The following is a 19,976-nucleotide window of genomic DNA, read 5'->3' on the forward strand; positions in this document are numbered from 1 at the left end:
ATTCGGTAGTAAAAAAGGGCCCCCTGGGGCCCTTTTTCTATTATTGATCATTTATTGACACCCCCTGGACGCATCCGTACAATTGCGCCTCCTTTTACCGGGCGTATTGCGTTTGGTAGGGATGGCTAATTGGAGTCTGAGGTCAAAATGCAAAACCAACAAATCCGTATTCGGTTGAAGGCTTTTGACCATCGCCTGATCGATCAATCAACCCAGGAAATCGTGGAAACCGCGAAACGTACTGGTGCTCAGGTGCGTGGTCCGATTCCACTGCCGACCCGCAAAGAGCGGTTCACTGTTCTGGTTTCTCCGCACGTCAACAAGGACGCGCGCGACCAGTACGAGATCCGTACTCATAAGCGTGTGCTGGACATTGTTCAGCCAACCGACAAAACCGTCGATGCGCTGATGAAGCTTGATCTTGCGGCTGGCGTGGAAGTGCAGATCAGCCTCGGCTAAAACCTTGAGTTTTAGTCGTGTAACGCTCTGAAATGGGCGGCCATAGCGGGTGAAAGCCCCGTACACTCAAGAGGTTACAACATGACTATTGGTGTAGTCGGTCGTAAGTGCGGCATGACCCGCATTTTCACCGAAGATGGTGTCTCTGTTCCGGTTACGGTCATTGAGATCGAGCCGAATCGTGTCACCCAGTTCAAGAATGAAGAGAGCGATGGCTATCGCGCCGTGCAGGTCACTGTCGGCGAGCGTCGCGCCTCGCGTGTCTCCAAGGCTCAGGCTGGTCACTTCGCTAAGGCGAATGTTGCTGCCGGTCGTGGAGTCTGGGAATTCCGCCTCGATGGCGAAGAGTTCCAGGCGGGCGATCAGATCAATGCCGAGATTTTTCAGGCTGGACAGATGGTGGATGTCACCGGTCAGTCCAAGGGTAAAGGCTTTGCCGGCACCATTAAGCGCTGGAACTTCCGTGGTCAGGACAATACACACGGTAACTCCGTATCCCACCGCGTTCCGGGTTCGATTGGCCAGTGCCAGACCCCGGGTCGTGTTTTCAAGGGCAAGAAGATGTCCGGGCACATGGGCGCCGAGCGCGTAACCGTGCAGTCCCTGGAAATCGTGCGTGTCGATGCCGAGCGTAACCTGCTGTTGGTTAAGGGCGCAGTGCCCGGCGCCACTGGTGGTGACGTGATCGTGCGTCCGGCTGCCAAGGCTCGCGGGTAAGGGGGAGTTCACATGCAATTGAATGTTAATGGCGCACAAGCCATAGAAGTCTCCGAGCGTACCTTTGGTGGTGAGTTCAACGAGACGCTGGTGCATCAGGCTGTCGTCGCCTACATGGCTGGCGGTCGTCAGGGCAGCAAGCAACAAAAGACTCGCTCCGATGTGGCTGGTGGTGGCAAGCGTCCGTGGCGCCAGAAGGGCACTGGACGCGCTCGTGCCGGTACCACTCGTGGTCCGATCTGGCGTGGCGGTGGCGTGACCTTCGCTGCTCGTCCGCAGAACCATGAGCAGAAGCTCAATAAGAAGATGTATCGCGCCGCGCTGCGTTCCATCCTCTCCGAGCTGGTTCGCTCCGAGCGTCTGGTCGTTGTTGAAGATTTCGCCGTCGACAGCCCAAAGACCAAGCTGCTTGCCAACAAGCTGACTGGCATGGGTCTGAATGACGTGCTGATCGTTTCCGATGCTGTCGATCAGAACCTTTATCTGGCGGCTCGCAACCTGCCGCACGTTGACGTGCGTGATGTTCAGGGTTCCGATCCCGTCAGCCTGATCGCCTATGACAAGGTGTTGATCACCGTGTCGGCCGTGAAGAAATTCGAGGAGCTGCTGGGATGAACCAGGAACGCGTATTCAAAGTCCTGCTTGGTCCGCATGTCTCCGAGAAGGCAACCATGCTGGCAGACAGCAAGAGCCAGTTCGTTTTCAAGGTTGCAACCGACGCAACCAAGCTGGAAATCAAGAAGGCCGTCGAAAGCCTGTTCAACGTGAAGGTCGCCAAAGTCAGCACCCTGAATGTTCAGGGCAAGACCAAACGCACCGCTCGTGGGCTGGGCAAGCGCAACGACTGGAAGAAGGCGTATATCGCGCTTCAGCCGGGCCAAGATATCGATTTCTCCGGCAGTGCTGAGTAAGGAAGGGGTGCATCATGGCAATCGTTAAATGCAAACCGACTTCCGCGGGCCGCCGTTTTGTGGTCAAGGTGGTCAGTCAGGAGCTGCACAAAGGCGCTCCTTATGCTCCGCTGCTCGAGAAGAAGTCGAAGTCTGGCGGCCGTAACAACAACGGTCGTATCACCACTCGTCACGTTGGCGGTGGTCACAAGCAGCATTACCGCTTGGTCGATTTTCGTCGCAACAAGGATGGCATTCCCGCCGTCGTTGAGCGCATCGAATACGATCCGAACCGTACTGCGCACATTGCGTTGCTGAAGTATGCCGACGGCGAGCGCCGCTACATCATCGCCCCCAAGGGCGTCAGTGCTGGCGATCAGTTGGTGTCTGGCATCAATGCGCCAATCAAGGCTGGTAACAGCCTGCCGCTGCGCAACATTCCGCTGGGTTCTACCATCCACGGTGTGGAGCTGAAGCCGGGCAAAGGTGCCCAGATCGCTCGTTCCGCTGGTGCGTCGGCTCAGTTGGTAGCGCGTGAGGGTGCATACGTGACGCTGCGTCTTCGCTCCGGCGAAACACGCAAGGTGCTGGCTGAGTGTCGCGCCACTCTGGGTGAGGTTTCGAACGCCGAGCATAGCCTGCGTTCGCTGGGTAAAGCCGGTGCCAAGCGCTGGCGTGGCGTTCGTCCGACCGTTCGCGGTGTGGCGATGAACCCGGTCGATCACCCGCATGGTGGTGGTGAAGGTCGTACCTCTGGTGGTCGTCATCCGGTGTCGCCGTGGGGCTTCCCGACTAAGGGCGCGAAGACTCGCTCGAACAAGCGCACCGACAACATGATCGTCCGTCGCCGCAAGTAACTAGAGGGATACGACAGTGCCACGTTCTCTGAAAAAAGGTCCTTTTATCGATCTTCACCTACTGAAGAAGGTCGAGGTGGCAGCGGAAAAGAATGATCGCAAGCCGGTGAAAACCTGGTCGCGTCGTTCGATGATCCTGCCGCAAATGGTCGGTCTGACCATCGCTGTGCATAACGGCCGCCAACACGTCCCCGTTCTCGTGAACGAAGACATGGTCGGTCATAAACTCGGCGAGTTCGCTGGTACCCGCACCTATCGCGGGCACGTAGCGGACAAGAAAGGCAAGCGCTAAGGGGTAAGGAAAGATGGAAGTAGCCGCTAAGTTGTCGGGCGCTCGCATCTCCGCCCAGAAAGCCCGCCTGGTCGCCGACCAGATCCGCGGGAAAGGGGTGGGCGAAGCGCTCAACCTGTTGGCTTTCAGCAGTAAGAAAGCCGCCGAGATCATGAAGAAAGTGCTGGAGTCGGCCGTGGCCAACGCCGAGCACAACGAAGGCGCTGACGTGGACGACCTGAAGGTTTCCACCGTTTTCGTCAACGAAGGGCGTTCGCTTAAGCGCATCATGCCGCGTGCCAAAGGCCGCGCTGATCGCATCGTCAAGCGGTCTTGCCATATCACTGTCAAGGTTGCGGACAAGTAACGGAGTCGATCAGATGGGTCAGAAAGTACATCCCACTGGCATTCGCCTGGGAATCGTCAAGGAGCACACCTCCGTCTGGTACGCAGACGGTCGTACGTACGCCGATTATCTGCTTGCAGATCTGAACGTGCGCGAGTACCTCCAAGACAAATTAAAAAGCGCGTCCGTAAGCCGTATCGATATCCATCGCCCGGCTCAGACAGCACGCATCACCATCCACACCGCTCGTCCCGGCATCGTGATCGGCAAAAAAGGTGAGGATGTAGAGAAGCTGCGTCAGGACCTGACCAAGCAAATGGGTGTGCCTGTGCACATCAACATCGAAGAAATCCGCAAGCCGGAGCTCGATGCAATGCTGGTAGCACAGAACGTTGCTCAGCAGCTGGAGCGTCGTGTGATGTTCCGTCGCGCCATGAAGCGCGCCGTACAGAATGCGATCCGCATTGGTGCCAAAGGCATCAAGATCCAGGTGAGCGGTCGTCTGGGTGGGGCTGAAATTGCCCGTACGGAATGGTATCGGGAAGGTCGTGTGCCGCTGCACACCCTGCGTGCCGATATCGACTACAACACCTACGAAGCACACACCACTTACGGTGTGATTGGCGTCAAGGTCTGGATCTTCAAGGGTGAGGTCATTGGTGGCCGCCACGAAGAGCTCAAGCCGCAAGCGCCTGCGCCTCGTAAAAAAGCTGCCAAGTAAGGAGTACGCCAAATGTTGCAACCAAAGCGTACAAAATTCCGCAAGCAGATGACTGGCCACAATCGTGGTCTGGCTCAGCGCGGTAGCAAGGTCAGCTTCGGCGAATTCGCTCTGAAGTCTGTTTCCCGTGGTCGTCTGACGGCCCGCCAGATCGAGTCCGCACGTCGTGCGCTGACTCGTCACGTCAAGCGTGGCGGCAAGATCTGGATCCGCGTATTCCCCGACAAGCCTGTCACCAAGAAGCCTCTGGAAGTCCGGATGGGTAAAGGTAAGGGTAACGTCGAGTACTGGGTAGCCCAGATTCAACCGGGCAAGGTGCTCTACGAGATCGAGGGTGTTTCCGAAGAGCTGGCGCGTGAGGCTTTCGCCCTGGCTGCTGCAAAGCTGCCGCTCGCCACCTCCTTTGTTAAGCGGACGGTGATGTGATGAAAGCGAATGAGCTTCGTGAAAAATCCGCTCAGCAGCTGAACGAGCAATTGCTCGAGCTGCTGCGCGACCAGTTCAATCTGCGTATGCAGAAGGCAACTGGCCAGTTGGGGCAGTCTCACCTGCTCTCACAAGTCAAGCGCGACATCGCTCGTGTCAAGACTGTGCTCAACCAGCAGGCAGGTAAGTGATCATGGCTGAAGTTGAAAAGACTGTCCGCACGCTGACTGGCCGCGTCGTCAGCGACAAAATGGACAAAACCATCACCGTATTGATCGAGCGTCGCGTCAAGCACCCGATCTACGGTAAATACGTGAAGCGTTCGACCAAACTGCACGCACACGACGAAACCAACCAGTGCCGTATCGGTGACAAAGTCACGATTCGCGAGACTCGTCCTCTGGCGAAGACCAAGTGCTGGATGCTGGTTGATGTCGTTGAACGTGCCGTCGAAGTCTAAGGGCTAGGGGTCGGAGAAATTATATGATTCAGACTCAATCAATGCTCGATGTGGCGGATAACAGCGGCGCGCGCCGTGTTATGTGCATCAAGGTGCTCGGCGGCTCTCACCGCCGTTACGCCGGCATCGGCGACATCATCAAGGTTACCGTCAAGGAAGCGATTCCGCGTGGCAAGGTCAAGAAAGGCCAGGTGATGACCGCTGTTGTGGTCCGCACTCGTCACGGTGTTCGCCGCCCAGACGGTTCCATCATTCGCTTCGATGGCAACGCTGCTGTTCTGCTGAACAACAAGCAGGAGCCTATCGGTACCCGTATTTTCGGGCCGGTGACGCGTGAGCTTCGTAACGAGAAGTTCATGAAAATCGTCTCGCTCGCGCCTGAAGTGCTCTAAGGAGTAGCCGCATGCAAAAGATTCGTCGCAACGACGAGATCATCGTCATCGCCGGCAAGGACAAGGGCAAGCGCGGTAAGGTGCTTCGGGTTCTCGCTGACGACCGCTTGGTTGTTGGTGGTATCAACCTCGTAAAGCGCCATACCAAGCCGAACCCGATGTCTGGCGTTCAGGGCGGTATCGTCGAGAAAGAGGCGCCTTTGCACGCCTCTAACGTCGCTATTTTCAATGGTGAAACCAACAAGGCTGATCGCGTTGGTTTCAAGATTGAAGACGGCAAGAAAATTCGTGTCTTCAAGTCGACCCAAAAGCCGGTTGAAGCTTGAGACTGCTAGGTAGATAACCATGGCACGACTAAAAGAAGTTTATCGGAAGCAAATCGCTCCCAAGCTGAAAGAAGAACTTCAGCTTGGCAACGTGATGGAAGTTCCGCGCATCACTAAGATCACCCTGAATATGGGTATCGGCGAAGCGATCGGTGATAAGAAAATCATCGATAACGCTGTTGCCGACTTGGAAAAGATCACCGGTCAGAAGGTCGTAGTGACCCATGCTCGGAAATCCATCGCGGGTTTTAAAGTTCGCGAAGGCTGGCCGATCGGCGTCAAGGTTACGCTGCGCAATGATCGCATGTACGAATTCCTGGATCGTCTACTCGCTATTTCTCTGCCTCGGGTTCGCGATTTCCGCGGCCTGAATGCCAAGTCCTTCGATGGTCGTGGCAATTACAGCATGGGTGTAAAAGAGCAGATCATTTTCCCGGAAATCGATTACGACAAGATCGATGCCCTGCGTGGTCTGGATATTACGCTGACCACTACTGCTCGGACGGACGAAGAGGGGCGCGCGCTGCTGCGTGCTTTCAACTTCCCGTTCCGTAACTGATAGGAGTAGGACATGGCTAAGCAAAGCATGAAGAACCGTGAGCTGAAGCGTCAGCAAACGGTTGCTAAGTACGCCCAGAAGCGTGCCGCGCTGAAAGCTGTCATCGCTAATCCAGAGTCGTCTCCTGAGGCGCGTTGGGAAGCCCAGGTCGCGCTGCAGAAGCAGCCGCGTGATGCCAGCGCTTCGCGTCTGCGCAATCGCTGCCGTCTGACTGGCCGTCCGCATGGTGTATATCGCAAGTTCGGTCTCGCACGTAGCATGCTGCGTCAGGCTGCTATGCGTGGCGACGTACCAGGACTGGTGAAAGCCAGCTGGTAACGATGTTCCGGTGACGCTGCCGGAATTGCTGTCATCGAATCAAGCCCCTCATGGGGCTTGATTCGTTTCTGGACTGTCTCTAGAATGTCCGGCTCGCCCGAGTCACGCCTTTCGAGGTGCGTTCATCTAGCAGGCGACACGAGCCCTTGCGGGCTTATTTTTTAGAATTAGGAGCCAAGAGCCCATGAGTATGCAGGACCCGTTAGCGGACATGCTAACTCGTATCCGTAATGCCCAGATGGCCGAAAAGTCCGTCGTAAGCATGCCGTCTTCCACTTTGAAGGTGGCTGTAGCCAACGTTCTTCAGGGTGAAGGCTATATCGCAGGATACAACGTCAGCAGCGACGCCAAACCGCAGCTGTCTATCGAGCTGAAGTACTTCGAAGGCCGTCCGGTTATCGAGGAGCTGAAGCGCGTAAGTCGTCCTGGCCTTCGCCAGTACAAATCCGTTGATCAGTTGCCGAAGGTTCGCGGCGGTCTGGGTGTTTCGATCGTATCCACCAATAAAGGTGTGATGACTGATCGGGCTGCTCGCGCTGCTGGCGTCGGCGGCGAAGTGCTCTGCACAGTGTTCTAAGGGGGGATAAGCATGTCTCGCGTTGCTAAGAACCCCGTCAAGCTGCCCGCTGGTGTTGAATTCAACATGTCTGGCCAGCAGCTTTCGGTGAAGGGTGCCAAGGGCGCTCTCGAACTGAATGTGCACTCGTCTGTGGAAGTAATCCACGAGGCCGGTGAGATCCGTTTTGCTGCGCGCAATGGCGATCAGCAGAACCGTGCCATGGCCGGTACCACCCGTGCGTTGGTTAACAATATGGTGATCGGTGTCAGCCAGGGATTCGAGCGTAAGCTTCAGCTGGTTGGTGTTGGTTACAAGGCGCAAGCCAAAGGTCAAGTGCTGTCCCTGGCTCTCGGCTTCTCGCATCCGGTGGAATATGAACTGCCGCAAGGCGTTACCGCTGAGACCCCCAGCCAGACCGATATCCTGATCAAGGGTGTCGATAAGCAACTGGTTGGTCAGGTGGCTGCTGAAATCCGTGACTTCCGTCGCCCTGAGCCTTACAAGGGCAAAGGCGTACGTTACTCGGACGAAGTGGTCCGTCGTAAAGAAGCTAAGAAGAAGTAGGGCATAGCAAATGAGCGTAAAGAAAGTTACTCGTCTGCGTCGCGCTCGCAAGGCACGCCTGAAGATGCGCGAGCTGGAAGCTGTACGCCTTTGTGTGTATCGGTCTTCCCAGCACATCTACGCCCAGGTCCTTTCGGCCGACGGCGGCAAGGTCCTGGCCAGTGCCTCGACTCTCGACAAAGAACTGCGCGGCGGTGCCACCGGCAACGTCGACGCTGCCAAGAAAGTTGGTCAGCTGGTCGCTGAGCGTGCGAAGGCCGCAGGTGTCACCCAGGTGGCGTTCGACCGTTCTGGCTTCAAGTACCACGGTCGTGTCAAGGCACTGGCTGATGCTGCTCGTGAAGGCGGGCTGGAGTTCTAAGTTATGGCATATAACGAGCAAAAGCGCGACGAAGGTTACATTGAGAAGCTGGTTCAGGTTAACCGCGTCGCCAAGACTGTAAAAGGTGGTCGTATCTTCACTTTCACCGCGTTGACTGTGGTGGGTGATGGCAAGGGCCGTGTAGGTTTCGGTCGCGGCAAGTCCCGTGAAGTGCCTGCCGCCATTCAGAAAGCGATGGAAGCGGCTCGCCGCAACATGATCCAGGTCGATCTGAACGGCACTACGCTGCAGTACGCCACCAAGGCTGCCCACGGCGCTTCCAAGGTCTACATGCAGCCTGCTTCGGAAGGTACCGGTGTCATCGCCGGTGGCGCAATGCGTGCGATCCTTGAAGTGGCTGGCGTGCAGAACGTTCTGGCTAAATGCTACGGCTCTACCAACCCGGTCAACGTGGTTCACGCTACGTTCAAGGGTCTGAAGGCCATGCAATCGCCTGAGTCGATCGCAGCGAAGCGCGGCAAGAGCGTTGAGGAGATTTCCTGATCATGGCTAATACCGTCAAGGTCACGCTGATCAAAAGCGTCAGCGGTCGTATTCCTAATCACAAGCTGTGCGTCAAAGGTCTCGGCCTGCGTCGCATTGGTCATACCGTAGAGGTTCAGGACACTCCTGAAAACCGCGGCATGATCAACAAGGCTTATTACATGCTCCGTGTGGAGGGCTAAGCCATGCAACTGAACGATCTGCGTTCTGCGCCAGGCGCCCGTCGCGAAAAGCTGCGTCCGGGCCGTGGTATCGGTAGCGGCCTCGGCAAGACCGGTGGCCGTGGTCATAAAGGTCAGACTTCCCGTTCTGGTGGCAAGATTGCCCCCGGCTTCGAGGGTGGCCAGCAGCCTCTGCATCGTCGTCTACCGAAGTTCGGCTTCGTTTCCCTGAAAGCCATGGATCGTGCCGAAGTACGCACCTCCGAACTGGCAAAGGTTCAGGGTGACGTAGTTTCCCTGCAGAGCCTCAAGGATGCCGACATCATCAATCAGAACGTTCAGCGTGTGAAAGTCATGCTGTCGGGTGAGGTTGGTCGTGCGGTAACTCTGAAGGGCATCGCCGCCACTAAAGGTGCGCGCGCGGCTATCGAAGCAGCTGGCGGCAAGTTCGAGGAATAAATGGCTAAGCAAGGTGCTCTCTCCGCTCTGAGTAATGGTGGGCTGTCCGAACTCTGGGCTCGTCTGCGTTTTCTGCTGATGGCGATCATCGTCTATCGGATCGGAGCGCATATCCCGGTGCCGGGTATCAATCCCGACAGGTTGGCCGAGCTGTTCCGTCAGAACGAAGGGACCATCCTTAGCCTGTTCAATATGTTTTCCGGTGGTGCGCTGGAGCGCATGAGTATCTTTGCGCTGGGGATCATGCCGTACATTTCGGCATCGATCATCATGCAGCTCATGACCGCGGTCAGCCCACAGCTGGAGCAGTTGAAGAAGGAAGGCGAGGCCGGTCGCCGCAAGATCAGCCAGTACACGCGTTATGGAACGCTGGTGCTGGCGATCGTTCAGGCGATAGGGATGTCTGTCGGCCTAGCCGGGCAGGGCGTCGCGTTCAGCAATGATTTCGGCTTCTACTTCGTGGCAATCACCACCTTCGTGGCTGGTGCGATGTTCATGATGTGGTTGGGCGAGCAGATCACCGAGCGGGGTGTCGGTAACGGCATTTCGATGTTGATCTTTGCAGGTATCGTTGCGGGTCTTCCGGGTGCGCTGGGGCAGTCCTTCGAGTCCGCACGGCAGGGTGATGTGAATATCATTGCACTGCTGGCGGTTGGGCTGGTAGCTGTTGCCATCATCGGTTTTGTGGTCTTCATCGAGCGTGGGCAGCGGCGTATTGCCGTGCACTATGCCAAGCGTCAGCAGGGTCGCAAGGTCTTCGCTGCGCAGACGAGCCACCTGCCATTGAAGGTCAACATGGCTGGCGTTATTCCAGCCATTTTTGCCAGCAGCATTCTGCTGTTCCCTGCTTCACTGGGGCAGTGGTTCGGTCAGTCGGAGAGCATGGGTTGGTTGGCTGATATTTCTCAGTCGATCGCTCCTGGTCAGCCGCTGAATATCTTGTTGTTCAGCGCCGGAATCATCTTCTTCTGCTTCTTCTATACGGCTTTGATGTTCAATCCGAAAGATGTTGCGGAAAATCTGAAGAAGTCCGGTGCTTTTATTCCGGGGATTCGGCCTGGCGAGCAGTCGGCGCGCTATATTGATGGCGTGTTGACTCGCTTGACCATGTTCGGCGCCCTGTACATGACGGCTGTATGCCTGCTACCCCAGTTCCTTGTGGTTGCTGCAAATGTGCCGTTCTACCTTGGCGGGACATCGTTGCTGATTGTGGTCGTGGTTGTAATGGACTTCATGTCTCAAGTGCAGTCGCACCTCATGTCTCACCAGTACGATTCCCTGATGAAAAAAGCCAACCTGAAGGGCTACGGCAGCGGAATGCTCCGCTGAAGGTAGTTCGTAAGGTTCCAGGAGTTGTCATGAAAGTTCGTGCATCGGTCAAAAAACTGTGCCGCAACTGTAAGATCGTCCGTCGCGAAGGCGTCATTCGGGTGATCTGCAGTGCAGAACCGCGTCACAAGCAGCGCCAAGGCTGATTGTGAGCTAAGGCTCGAGCCCGGTAGCTAGTGCGCTGCCGGGTTGATTATTTGTTATTACAGCGTTAGTATCTCGCGCCCTTTTCTTGGCTTCCGGGGCGTTGGGTAGCTGTCAATTGGAGTTTCACTGAATGGCCCGTATTGCAGGCGTAAACATTCCAGATAACAAGCACACTGTTATCTCGCTGACCTACATCTATGGTGTTGGTCGCACTCGCGCGCAGACTATCTGCGCAGCTACCGGCGTAAACCCGGCAGCGAAAATCAAGGATCTCTCCGACGAGCAGGTCGAACTGCTGCGCGGCGAAGTGGCAAAGTTCATCGTTGAGGGTGATCTGCGTCGCGAAGTCAACATGAAGATCAAGCGCTTGATGGACCTGGGTTGCTACCGCGGCCTGCGTCATCGTCGTGGTCTGCCGGTGCGCGGTCAGCGTACCAAGACCAACGCCCGCACCCGTAAGGGCCCGCGCAAGCCGATCCGCAAGTAATCGCGTAGGAATTTAAGTAATGGCAAAACCTGCTGCTCGTCCTCGTAAAAAAGTCAAAAAGACAGTGGTTGATGGCATCGCCCATATCCACGCGTCTTTCAATAACACCATCATCACGATCACCGATCGCCAGGGCAACGCATTGTCCTGGGCTACTTCCGGTGGCTCGGGCTTCCGTGGTTCGCGCAAAAGCACCCCGTTCGCTGCTCAGGTAGCTGCTGAGCGCGCGGGCCAGGCTGCTCTGGAGTACGGTCTGAAGAACCTTGACGTCAACGTCAAGGGTCCAGGTCCGGGTCGTGAATCCGCCGTTCGTGCTCTGAACGGATGTGGTTATAAAATCGCCAGCATCACCGACGTGACGCCGATCCCGCACAACGGGTGCCGTCCGCCGAAGAAGCGTCGCGTGTAATCAGGAGACAGTGAAGAATGGCTCGTTATATTGGTCCCAAGTGCAAACTGTCTCGTCGTGAAGGCACCGATCTCTTTCTGAAGAGTGGTGCGCGCGCGCTCGAATCGAAATGCAACATTGAAACCCCGCCAGGTGTTCACGGCCAGCGCCGTGGGCGTCTGTCTGATTACGGTACTCAGCTGCGTGAAAAGCAGAAGGTCCGTCGTATCTATGGCGTGCTCGAGCGTCAGTTCAGCGGTTACTACAAGGAAGCGGCCAGCCGCAAGGGCGCTACCGGCGAGAATTTGCTGCAACTGCTGGAGTGCCGTCTGGATAACGTGGTTTACCGCATGGGCTTCGGCTCCACTCGTGCTGAATCGCGTCAGCTGGTTTCCCACAAGGCAATCAGTGTAAATGGCAAGACCGTGAACGTTCCGTCCTACCAGGTCAAAGCTGGTGACGTGGTTGCCGTTCGCGAGAAGTGCCGTAACCAGCTGCGTATCGCCCAAGCCCTGGAACTGTGCGTACAGCGCGGTCGTGTTGAGTGGGTCGAAGTAGATGCCGACAAGAAATCCGGCGTTTTCAAGAGTGTTCCGGCTCGCAGTGATCTGTCCGCCGACATCAACGAAAACCTGATTGTCGAGCTCTACTCCAAGTAAGGGCTAGAAAATAGGTGTATCCATGCAGATTTCGGTAAATGAGTTCCTGACCCCCCGCCATATCGATGTGCAGGTGGTCAGTCCGACCCGTGCCAAGATCACGCTCGAACCTCTCGAGCGTGGTTTCGGCCATACCCTGGGCAACGCGCTGCGTCGTATTCTGTTGTCCTCCATGCCCGGCTGTGCTGTGGTCGAGGCTGAGATCGACGGTGTGCTCCACGAGTACAGCGCTATCGAGGGCGTGCAGGAAGATGTCATTGAAATCCTGCTCAATCTCAAAGGTATCGCCATCAAGCTGCACGGCCGTGATGAAGTGACCTTGAGCCTGGTGAAGAAGGGCGCGGGCGCTGTTACCGCTGCCGATATCCAGCTGGATCACGATGTCGAAATCGTCAATGGCGATCATCTGATCGCCAACCTGGCGGCTAATGGTTCGATCAACATGAAGCTCAAGGTCGCTCGCGGCCGTGGTTACGAGCCTGCTGATGCGCGTCAGAGCGACGAGGACGAAAGCCGTAGCATCGGTCGTTTGCAGCTCGACGCCACCTTCAGCCCGGTCCGTCGCGTGGCTTATGTGGTCGAAAACGCTCGTGTCGAGCAGCGTACCAACCTGGACAAGCTGGTCATCGACTTGGAAACCAATGGCACCTTGGATCCCGAAGAGGCGATCCGTCGTGCCGCGACTATTCTGCAGCAGCAGCTGGCCGCATTTGTCGACCTCAAGGGCGACAGCGAGCCGGTTGTAGTCGAGCAGGAAGACGAGATCGATCCGATCCTTCTGCGTCCGGTTGATGATCTGGAACTGACCGTTCGTTCGGCCAACTGCCTCAAAGCAGAAAACATCTACTACATCGGTGATCTGATTCAGCGCACCGAAGTCGAGCTGTTGAAAACGCCGAACTTGGGCAAGAAGTCTCTGACCGAAATCAAAGACGTTCTGGCCTCTCGTGGTCTGTCCCTGGGCATGCGTCTCGACAATTGGCCGCCGGCAAGTCTCAAGAAGGACGATAAGGCTACGGCCTGATCGCCCATAGTCACCGAACTGATCGTTTGGTAAGGAATTTCAATCATGCGTCATCGTAAAAGTGGCCGTCATCTCAGCCGCACAAGCGCACACCGCAAGGCCATGTTCCAGAACATGGCGGTGTCGCTGTTCGAGCACGAACTGATCAAAACAACCCTGCCTAAGGCCAAGGAACTGCGTCGCGTCGCCGAGCCGCTGATCACCCTGGCCAAGGAGGACAGCGTCGCCAACCGTCGCCTGGCTTTCGACCGTACTCGCTCGAAGGCTATCGTTGGCAAACTGTTCAATGACCTGGGTCCGCGTTATGCCACCCGCCAGGGTGGTTACCTGCGTATTCTCAAGTGCGGTTTCCGCGCTGGGGACAATGCGCCCATGGCCTACGTCGAGCTGGTGGACCGTCCGGTTACCGGTGAAGTCGAAGCAGCTGAATAAGCTGGCCTAAAAAAGAAAACCGAGCCTGAAGGCTCGGTTTTTTTTCGCCTGAAGATTTTGGCTATCGCTTGCGTTGATCTTGATCATTAGAGCCTATCGGTTTGGATTCATATGATGGCGCTCAACCAGCCGGTGATGTAACCGACACTGGATAGTTCTCGAATTGCCAAGGAGCAGTAGCCATGACTGATCAGCCCAAACTCACTACCGTCGCCGGTGCCCCGGTAGCCGAAAACCAGAATTCCATGACCGCCGGCCCGCGCGGCCCGATGTTGCTGCAGGACGTGTGGTTTCTGGAGAAGCTCGCACATTTCGATCGTGAGGTGATTCCTGAGCGGCGTATGCATGCCAAAGGCTCCGGCGCCTTTGGTGAGTTCGTTGTCACTCACGACATTACGCGCTACACCAAGGCGGCGATCTTTTCCGAAGTTGGCAGGAAGACCCCAATGTTCGCCCGGTTTTCTACCGTTGCCGGCGAGCGCGGTGCTGCCGATGCCGAACGTGACATCCGTGGCTATGCCCTGAAGTTCTATACCGAGCAAGGCAACTGGGACATGGTCGGCAACAACACGCCAGTGTTCTTTTTCCGCGATCCACTGAAATTCCCCGATCTGAACCACGCGGTCAAGCGCGACCCGCGCACCAACATGCGTAGCGCCAACAACAACTGGGACTTCTGGACCGGCCTGCCAGAGGCGTTGCACCAAATTACCTATGTGATGGGCGACCGTGGGATACCGGCCTCCTACCGACACATGCACGGTTTCGGCTCGCATACTTACAGCTTCATCAGCCCCGATAACCAGCGCTACTGGGTCAAGTTCCATTTCAAGACCCAGCAGGGCATCAAGAACCTCACCGACGCTGAAGCAGCGGCCATCGTTGCCGGTGATCGTGAAAGCTCTCAGCGTGACCTGTTCGAGGCGATCGAGCGTGGCGATTTCCCGCGCTGGACGATGTATGTGCAAGTGATGCCGGAAGTCGAGGCGGCAAGCTATCGCTTCCATCCGTTCGACCTGACCAAAGTCTGGTCGAAGAAGGATTACCCGCTGATCGAAGTGGGTTACTACGAGCTCAACCGTAATGCCGACAACTATTTCCAGGATGTCGAGCAGGCGGCATTCACGCCCGCGAACGTGGTGCCGGGCATCAGCTTCTCACCGGACCGCATGCTGCAAGGGCGCCTGTTCTCCTACGGCGATGCGCAGCGTTATCGCCTGGGTGTCAATCATCACCAGATTCCGGTAAACGCGCCGCGTTGCCCGGTGCATAGCTTCCATCGCGATGGTGCGATGCGGGTCGATGGCAACCATGGCGGCCGCTTGCATTACCAGCCGAACACTTACGGCGAATGGCGTGAGCAGCCGGACTTCAGCGAGCCGCCGTTGGCGCTCGAAGGCGCCGCCGCCCGTTACGACTACCGGGTGGACGATGCGGACTACTTCACTCAGCCGGGCGATCTGTTCCGGTTGATGAAGGCGGACGAGCAGCAGCGTCTATTCGAGAACACGGCGCGGGCGATGGGCGATGCGGCGCGGCATATCAAGCTGCGGCATATCAAGCACTGCTATTTGGCTGATCCAGCCTACGGTACCGGTATCGCCAAGGCGTTGGACCTTCCGGTCGAGGAGGCGCTGGCCTAAGCCTTCTGTGACGAAATAGCCCGCAGCATGCTGCGGGCTATTTCGTATTGGCCGGGTTACGGTAGGGCCCGGGGCAAACCGGTAGTGGTCATTCGTTCCGGGCTTGGTCACGCTCCAGCAACGGCTTGAGAAAGTGACCGGTATGCGACTGCGGCATCTCGGCAACGTCTTCAGGAGAGCCTGTCGCGATGATCTGGCCGCCCTTCGAGCCGCCCTCGGGGCCGAGGTCTACAAGCCAGTCCGCCGTCTTGATCACATCCAGATTGTGCTCGATGACCACCACCGTATTGCCGTGATCGCGAAGGCGGTGCAACACGTCCAGCAACTGCTGGATATCGGCGAAGTGCAACCCCGTGGTGGGCTCGTCGAGGATGTACAGCGTCTTGCCGGTATCCCGTTTGGACAGCTCGCGTGATAGCTTGACCCGCTGTGCCTCGCCTCCCGATAGCGTGGTCGCGCTTTGCCCGAGCTTGATGTAGGAAAGCCCCACATCTATTAGCGTCTGCAGCTTGCGCGCGACGGCTGGCACCGGATCGAAGAATTCCCGCGCCTCTTCGATGGTCATGCCCAGCACTTCAGTAATGCTCTTGCCTTTGTACTTCACTTCCAACGTTTCGCGGTTGTAGCGCTTGCCCTTGCACACATCACAGGGCACGTAGATATCTGGCAGGAAGTGCATCTCTACCTTGATGACGCCGTCGCCCTGACAGGCTTCGCAGCGTCCGCCCTTGACGTTGAAGGAGAAGCGTCCAGGACCGTAGCCACGCGACCGGGCTTCTGGCACGCCGGCAAACAGTTCGCGGATCGGCGTGAACAGTCCGGTATAGGTCGCCGGGTTCGAGCGCGGTGTGCGTCCAATCGGGCTCTGGTCGATGTCCACGACCTTGTCCAGATGCTGCAGGCCATCGAACGAATCGTGAGGCGCCACCTCTAGCGTCGTCGCGCCGTTCAGGGCCGTGGCGGTTATTGGGAAGAGCGTGTTGTTGATCAGCGTCGACTTGCCCGAGCCAGATACTCCAGTGATGCAGGTGAGCAGCCCAACAGGGATTTCCAGATCGACGTTGCGTAGATTGTTGCCGCGTGCGCCCTTGAGCCTGAGCAGCTTGCTCGTATCGCGAGGGGTGCGTTGCGCGGGATAGAGAATATTTACCCGGCCGGAAAGATAGCCGCCAGTCAGCGAGGCGGGGTCGTTCATCACCTCGTCCGGTGTGCCTTGCGCCACGATCTGCCCGCCATGCACGCCGGCACCGGGACCTATATCGACGACGTAATCGGCGAGGCGTATGGCGTCTTCGTCGTGTTCGACAACGATCACCGTATTGCCGATGTCGCGCAGGTGACGCAGGGTGCCGAGCAGGCGTTCGTTGTCGCGCTGATGCAGGCCAATAGAAGGCTCGTCGAGGATGTACATGACTCCGACCAGTCCCGCGCCGATCTGGCTGGCTAGGCGAATGCGCTGAGCTTCGCCGCCGGACAGCGTGTCGGCGCTGCGGTCCAATGTCAGGTAGTCGAGCCCGACGTTGACCAGGAACTGCAGCCGTTCGCGGATTTCCTTGAGAATCTTGTCGGCGATCTCGCCGCGGCGCCCGGTGAGCGAGAGGCTGCCGAAATAGTCGGTGGCATCGCCGATCGGCAGACCGGTCACCGCCGGCAGGGTTTTATCGCCGACCCATACATGGCGTGCTTCACGGCGCAGTCGCGTGCCGCGACATTCGGGGCAAGGCTGAGTGCTGAGATATTTGCCCAGCTCTTCGCGTACCGAATTGGATTCGGTTTCACGGTAGCGCCGCTCGAGGTTGGGGATGATTCCCTCGAACGGGTGCGAACGTTTGACGATATCGCCGCGATCGTTCAGATAGCGGAAATCCACGTTCTCCTTTCCGCTGCCGCGCAAGACCACTTTCTGCTGCTCTGCTGGCAGAGAGTCGAATGGCTCGTCGAGGCTGAAACCATAATGCGATGCGAGCGAACCGAGCATCTGGAAGTAATAGACGTTGCGCCGATCCCAGCCGCGAATGGCGCCCTCGGCGAGGGTCAGCTCGCCATTGACCAGGCGTTTGGCGTCGAAGAACTGTTTGACGCCCAGGCCATCGCAGGTCGGGCAGGCGCCGGCCGGGTTGTTGAACGAGAACAGCTTGGGTTCGAGCTCGCTGATCGAATGTCCGCAAATCGGGCAGGCGAAGCGGGCGGAGAAAATCATCTCCTCGCTGTCACCGTCGTCGTCCATCGAGGCGACCAGCGCGATGCCGTCGGCAAGCTTGAGCGCCGTCTCGAAGGATTCGGCGAGACGCTGCTGCAGGTCGTTGCGCACCTTGAAGCGATCCACCACGACATCGATGGAATGCTTTTTCTGTTTGTCCAGTTTCGGCAGCTCGTCGAGTTCGTAGAGCCGCCCGTTGACCCGCGCCCGCACGAAACCCTGCGCGCGCAGTTCGTCGAATACCGCCAGATGCTCACCCTTGCGCTCGCGAATGACGGGGGCGAGCAGCATCAGCTTACTGCCTTCCGATAGTGCCAACACCTGATCGACCATCTGGCTGACCGTCTGGGCTTCCAGTGGTGCATCGTGATCCGGACAGCGCGGCGTACCGACGCGTGCATAAAGCAAGCGCAGGTAATCGTAGATCTCGGTAATGGTGCCGACGGTCGACCGGGGATTGTGCGAAGTCGACTTCTGCTCGATGGAGATGGCCGGGGAGAGGCCTTCGATGGTGTCGACGTCGGGCTTTTCCATCATCGACAGGAACTGCCGAGCGTAGGCCGAGAGCGATTCGACGTAGCGGCGCTGGCCTTCGGCATAAAGCGTATCGAAGGCCAGCGAGGACTTGCCGGAACCCGACAGGCCCGTGATCACGATCAGCTTGTCACGTGGCAGTGTCAGGTCGATGTTTTTCAGGTTATGGGTACGAGCCCCACGAATCAGAATCTTGTCCAAAGCAGCCTCGCGTCGCGGGCGAAAACCCGAAATTATACGGCCAGGTGCGACACAGCGGCAAAGTAGCGAGCCTGTGCCGAACCGCGGGATGACTGTTAGAATCGCCGCCGGTTCATTCAGGCGAGACCCCACATGCAGGATCCCTACAGCGAGCGCATGAGCGCCAGCGAAACTCGCGCAGCATCTGGGCTGGCCCTGGTTTTCGCGTTTCGCATGCTCGGCATGTTCATGGTGCTGCCAGTCCTGGCGACCTATGGCATGGAGCTGCAGGGAGCCACACCGGCACTGATTGGTCTCGCTATAGGTGCCTATGGTTTGACCCAGGCGGTGCTACAAATTCCGTTCGGCATGCTTTCTGATCGAGTTGGCCGTCTGCCGGTGATCTACTTTGGCTTGCTGATCTTTGCCGCGGGTGCGGTACTCGCCGCGACGGCTGATTCCGTTTGGGGCGTCATCGCCGGCCGCGTGCTGCAGGGCGCCGGTGCCATTTCAGCAGCGGTGATGGCGCTGCTTTCGGATCTCACCCGCGAGCAGCATCGCACCAAGGCGATGGCGATGATCGGTATGAGCATTGGTGTTTCATTCGCGGTGGCGATGATTCTCGGGCCGCTGCTGACGCGTGCGTTCGGTCTGTCCGGCTTGTTCTGGACGACGGCGGGGATGGCGCTGCTGGGTGTGCTGGTCGTTGCCACGCTGCCGCGCGCCCATCGTCATCTGCGCCATCGTGAGTCGGGTGTAGCCAGGCAGGCGCTCGGCGAGACGCTGCGTCATCCGAGCCTCCTGCGCCTGGATTTCAGCATATTCGTATTGCATGCGATTCTCATGGCCAGTTTCGTCGCATTGCCGCTGGCCTTGGTGGACGAAGCGGCGCTGCCCAGGGATGAGCACTGGTGGGTCTATCTCACCGCCCTGGTGGTCGGATTCTTCGGCATGGTGCCCTTCATCATTTATGGCGAAAAAAAGCGACAGATGAAGCGCGTCGTCTTGGGCGCCGTGGGGGTTCTGCTATTCGCCGAGCTGTTCTTCTGGTGGCTCGGTAACGGACTCTGGGCATTGGTCGTCGGCATGATCGTGTTCTTCATCGCATTCAATCTGCTGGAAGCATCTTTGCCTTCGCTGATCAGCAAGGTGGCGCCGGCCGGTGGCAAGGGTACGGCGATGGGTGTTTACTCCACGAGCCAGTTTCTCGGTGCCGGTATTGGCGGCGTCCTGGGTGGATGGTTTTACCAGCAGGGCGGCCTTGCGCTGGTTTTCGCCGGCTGCGCCGTGCTTTGCGGGTTGTGGCTGATAGTGGTTTGGGGCATGCGCGAGCCGCCTTATGTCACCGGCTTGCGGCTGCCATTGTCGACCGATGCGCTACGTAACCCCGCGCTCGCCGAGCATATGTTGGCGGTGCCTGGAGTGTCGGATGCCGTGGTGATTGCCGATGAGTCGGCCGCCTACGTCAAGGTCGACATGCAGGTGCTGGATCGGGAAGCGCTCGACCGCCTGGTCGCCTGAACGACCTTTCGCTGATGCTGGCCGGGCGCGCTTCTCGCTGCCGACTATGCCTCCGCTTGAGGCCATCCCGGTTGGCCGGCAA

General features: G+C 57.8%; 31 protein-coding genes. 30 read left to right on the forward strand and 1 reads right to left on the reverse strand.

What is annotated here, in order from left to right; genetic code table 11:
* Positions 1-147: 147 nt before the first annotated feature.
* From rpsJ to NA645_RS17075, 29 genes are all read left to right on the forward strand, one after another.
* The gene (rpsJ, locus tag NA645_RS16935) at positions 148-459 is read left to right on the forward strand and encodes a 30S ribosomal protein S10 (protein ID WP_003186070.1); all 312 of its coding nucleotides are present in this window, start codon (positions 148-150) and stop codon (positions 457-459) included.
* 81 nt (positions 460-540) lie between these two features.
* Positions 541-1,176: a 50S ribosomal protein L3 gene (rplC, locus tag NA645_RS16940; protein WP_131651938.1), complete on the forward strand. Its 636-nt coding sequence runs from the start codon at positions 541-543 to the stop codon at positions 1,174-1,176.
* Between the two features lie 12 nt (positions 1,177-1,188).
* Positions 1,189-1,791, forward strand: coding sequence for a 50S ribosomal protein L4 (gene rplD, locus NA645_RS16945; protein ID WP_256049928.1), 603 nt, complete (start codon positions 1,189-1,191; stop codon positions 1,789-1,791).
* Entirely contained in the window at positions 1,788-2,087 is a 300-nt protein-coding gene (gene rplW / locus NA645_RS16950) for a 50S ribosomal protein L23 (RefSeq protein WP_014854227.1), read from the forward strand. The genes rplD and rplW overlap by 4 nt, the downstream gene beginning before the upstream one ends.
* A gap of 14 nt (positions 2,088-2,101) precedes the next feature.
* Complete coding sequence (gene rplB, locus NA645_RS16955; protein WP_256049929.1) at positions 2,102-2,923, forward strand: 50S ribosomal protein L2; 822 nt, start codon at positions 2,102-2,104, stop codon at positions 2,921-2,923.
* A 16-nt stretch (positions 2,924-2,939) separates the two neighbouring features.
* The gene (rpsS, locus tag NA645_RS16960) at positions 2,940-3,215 is read left to right on the forward strand and encodes a 30S ribosomal protein S19 (protein WP_014854225.1); all 276 of its coding nucleotides are present in this window, start codon (positions 2,940-2,942) and stop codon (positions 3,213-3,215) included.
* A gap of 13 nt (positions 3,216-3,228) precedes the next feature.
* Entirely contained in the window at positions 3,229-3,561 is a 333-nt protein-coding gene (rplV, locus tag NA645_RS16965) for a 50S ribosomal protein L22 (protein ID WP_131651935.1), read from the forward strand.
* A 13-nt stretch (positions 3,562-3,574) separates the two neighbouring features.
* The gene (gene rpsC, locus NA645_RS16970) at positions 3,575-4,261 is read left to right on the forward strand and encodes a 30S ribosomal protein S3 (RefSeq protein WP_131651934.1); all 687 of its coding nucleotides are present in this window, start codon (positions 3,575-3,577) and stop codon (positions 4,259-4,261) included.
* A gap of 12 nt (positions 4,262-4,273) precedes the next feature.
* Entirely contained in the window at positions 4,274-4,687 is a 414-nt protein-coding gene (gene rplP / locus NA645_RS16975) for a 50S ribosomal protein L16 (protein ID WP_014854222.1), read from the forward strand.
* Positions 4,687-4,878: a 50S ribosomal protein L29 gene (rpmC, locus tag NA645_RS16980; RefSeq protein WP_003289209.1), complete on the forward strand. Its 192-nt coding sequence runs from the start codon at positions 4,687-4,689 to the stop codon at positions 4,876-4,878. Before rplP ends, rpmC begins: the two co-directional genes overlap by 1 nt.
* A 2-nt stretch (positions 4,879-4,880) precedes the next feature.
* Positions 4,881-5,147: a 30S ribosomal protein S17 gene (rpsQ, locus tag NA645_RS16985; protein ID WP_014854221.1), complete on the forward strand. Its 267-nt coding sequence runs from the start codon at positions 4,881-4,883 to the stop codon at positions 5,145-5,147.
* A 23-nt stretch (positions 5,148-5,170) separates the two neighbouring features.
* The gene (gene rplN / locus NA645_RS16990) at positions 5,171-5,539 is read left to right on the forward strand and encodes a 50S ribosomal protein L14 (protein WP_014854220.1); all 369 of its coding nucleotides are present in this window, start codon (positions 5,171-5,173) and stop codon (positions 5,537-5,539) included.
* Between the two features lie 11 nt (positions 5,540-5,550).
* Positions 5,551-5,865 carry a 50S ribosomal protein L24 gene (gene rplX, locus NA645_RS16995; RefSeq protein ID WP_131651933.1) on the forward strand — a complete coding sequence of 105 codons (315 nt, stop codon included), beginning with the start codon at positions 5,551-5,553 and terminating at the stop codon, positions 5,863-5,865.
* A gap of 19 nt (positions 5,866-5,884) precedes the next feature.
* A complete protein-coding gene (gene rplE / locus NA645_RS17000) occupies positions 5,885-6,424 on the forward strand; it encodes a 50S ribosomal protein L5 (protein ID WP_131651932.1) in 540 nt (179 codons plus the stop codon).
* A gap of 12 nt (positions 6,425-6,436) precedes the next feature.
* Positions 6,437-6,742, forward strand: a complete 306-nt coding sequence (rpsN, locus tag NA645_RS17005; protein ID WP_131651931.1) for a 30S ribosomal protein S14 — start codon at positions 6,437-6,439, stop codon at positions 6,740-6,742.
* Positions 6,743-6,926: 184 nt separating this feature from the next.
* On the forward strand, positions 6,927-7,319 hold the full coding sequence (gene rpsH, locus NA645_RS17010; RefSeq protein ID WP_003281824.1) for a 30S ribosomal protein S8: 393 nt from the start codon (positions 6,927-6,929) through the stop codon (positions 7,317-7,319).
* A 12-nt stretch (positions 7,320-7,331) separates the two neighbouring features.
* Positions 7,332-7,865, forward strand: a complete 534-nt coding sequence (rplF, locus tag NA645_RS17015; RefSeq protein WP_256049931.1) for a 50S ribosomal protein L6 — start codon at positions 7,332-7,334, stop codon at positions 7,863-7,865.
* A gap of 10 nt (positions 7,866-7,875) precedes the next feature.
* The gene (gene rplR, locus NA645_RS17020) at positions 7,876-8,226 is read left to right on the forward strand and encodes a 50S ribosomal protein L18 (protein WP_181295932.1); all 351 of its coding nucleotides are present in this window, start codon (positions 7,876-7,878) and stop codon (positions 8,224-8,226) included.
* A gap of 3 nt (positions 8,227-8,229) precedes the next feature.
* A complete protein-coding gene (gene rpsE / locus NA645_RS17025; protein ID WP_019339966.1) occupies positions 8,230-8,730 on the forward strand; it encodes a 30S ribosomal protein S5 in 501 nt (166 codons plus the stop codon).
* A gap of 2 nt (positions 8,731-8,732) precedes the next feature.
* A complete protein-coding gene (rpmD, locus tag NA645_RS17030) occupies positions 8,733-8,912 on the forward strand; it encodes a 50S ribosomal protein L30 (RefSeq protein ID WP_003281818.1) in 180 nt (59 codons plus the stop codon).
* Between the two features lie 3 nt (positions 8,913-8,915).
* Positions 8,916-9,350: a 50S ribosomal protein L15 gene (rplO, locus tag NA645_RS17035; RefSeq protein WP_256049932.1), complete on the forward strand. Its 435-nt coding sequence runs from the start codon at positions 8,916-8,918 to the stop codon at positions 9,348-9,350.
* Positions 9,351-10,679, forward strand: a complete 1,329-nt coding sequence (gene secY / locus NA645_RS17040; RefSeq protein ID WP_256049933.1) for a preprotein translocase subunit SecY — start codon at positions 9,351-9,353, stop codon at positions 10,677-10,679. It abuts the gene before it with no gap.
* A gap of 29 nt (positions 10,680-10,708) precedes the next feature.
* A complete protein-coding gene (gene rpmJ, locus NA645_RS17045) occupies positions 10,709-10,825 on the forward strand; it encodes a 50S ribosomal protein L36 (protein ID WP_021209367.1) in 117 nt (38 codons plus the stop codon).
* 131 nt (positions 10,826-10,956) lie between these two features.
* Positions 10,957-11,313 (forward strand): 30S ribosomal protein S13, encoded by a 357-nt coding sequence (rpsM, locus tag NA645_RS17050; protein ID WP_014854208.1) that lies wholly within the window; start codon positions 10,957-10,959, stop codon positions 11,311-11,313.
* Between the two features lie 19 nt (positions 11,314-11,332).
* The gene (gene rpsK / locus NA645_RS17055; RefSeq protein ID WP_014854207.1) at positions 11,333-11,722 is read left to right on the forward strand and encodes a 30S ribosomal protein S11; all 390 of its coding nucleotides are present in this window, start codon (positions 11,333-11,335) and stop codon (positions 11,720-11,722) included.
* A 17-nt stretch (positions 11,723-11,739) separates the two neighbouring features.
* The gene (gene rpsD / locus NA645_RS17060; RefSeq protein WP_256049934.1) at positions 11,740-12,360 is read left to right on the forward strand and encodes a 30S ribosomal protein S4; all 621 of its coding nucleotides are present in this window, start codon (positions 11,740-11,742) and stop codon (positions 12,358-12,360) included.
* Positions 12,361-12,382: 22 nt separating this feature from the next.
* Positions 12,383-13,384 (forward strand): DNA-directed RNA polymerase subunit alpha, encoded by a 1,002-nt coding sequence (locus tag NA645_RS17065; protein WP_019339960.1) that lies wholly within the window; start codon positions 12,383-12,385, stop codon positions 13,382-13,384.
* Positions 13,385-13,429: 45 nt separating this feature from the next.
* A complete protein-coding gene (gene rplQ, locus NA645_RS17070; RefSeq protein ID WP_019339959.1) occupies positions 13,430-13,816 on the forward strand; it encodes a 50S ribosomal protein L17 in 387 nt (128 codons plus the stop codon).
* Positions 13,817-13,998: 182 nt separating this feature from the next.
* Positions 13,999-15,459 (forward strand): catalase, encoded by a 1,461-nt coding sequence (locus NA645_RS17075; RefSeq protein ID WP_256049935.1) that lies wholly within the window; start codon positions 13,999-14,001, stop codon positions 15,457-15,459.
* A gap of 88 nt (positions 15,460-15,547) precedes the next feature.
* Here NA645_RS17075 and uvrA read toward each other — a convergent pair whose 3' ends face one another.
* Positions 15,548-18,394, reverse strand: coding sequence for an excinuclease ABC subunit UvrA (gene uvrA / locus NA645_RS17080; RefSeq protein ID WP_256049936.1), 2,847 nt, complete (start codon positions 18,392-18,394; stop codon positions 15,548-15,550).
* 132 nt (positions 18,395-18,526) lie between these two features.
* On the opposite strand from uvrA, the gene NA645_RS17085 reads away from it, so the two are divergent.
* Positions 18,527-19,894: an MFS transporter gene (locus NA645_RS17085; protein ID WP_256049937.1), complete on the forward strand. Its 1,368-nt coding sequence runs from the start codon at positions 18,527-18,529 to the stop codon at positions 19,892-19,894.
* Positions 19,895-19,976 lie beyond the last annotated feature (82 nt).

The organism is Stutzerimonas stutzeri (genome assembly GCF_024448955.1).
Classification (GTDB): domain Bacteria; phylum Pseudomonadota; class Gammaproteobacteria; order Pseudomonadales; family Pseudomonadaceae; genus Stutzerimonas; species Stutzerimonas stutzeri_AQ.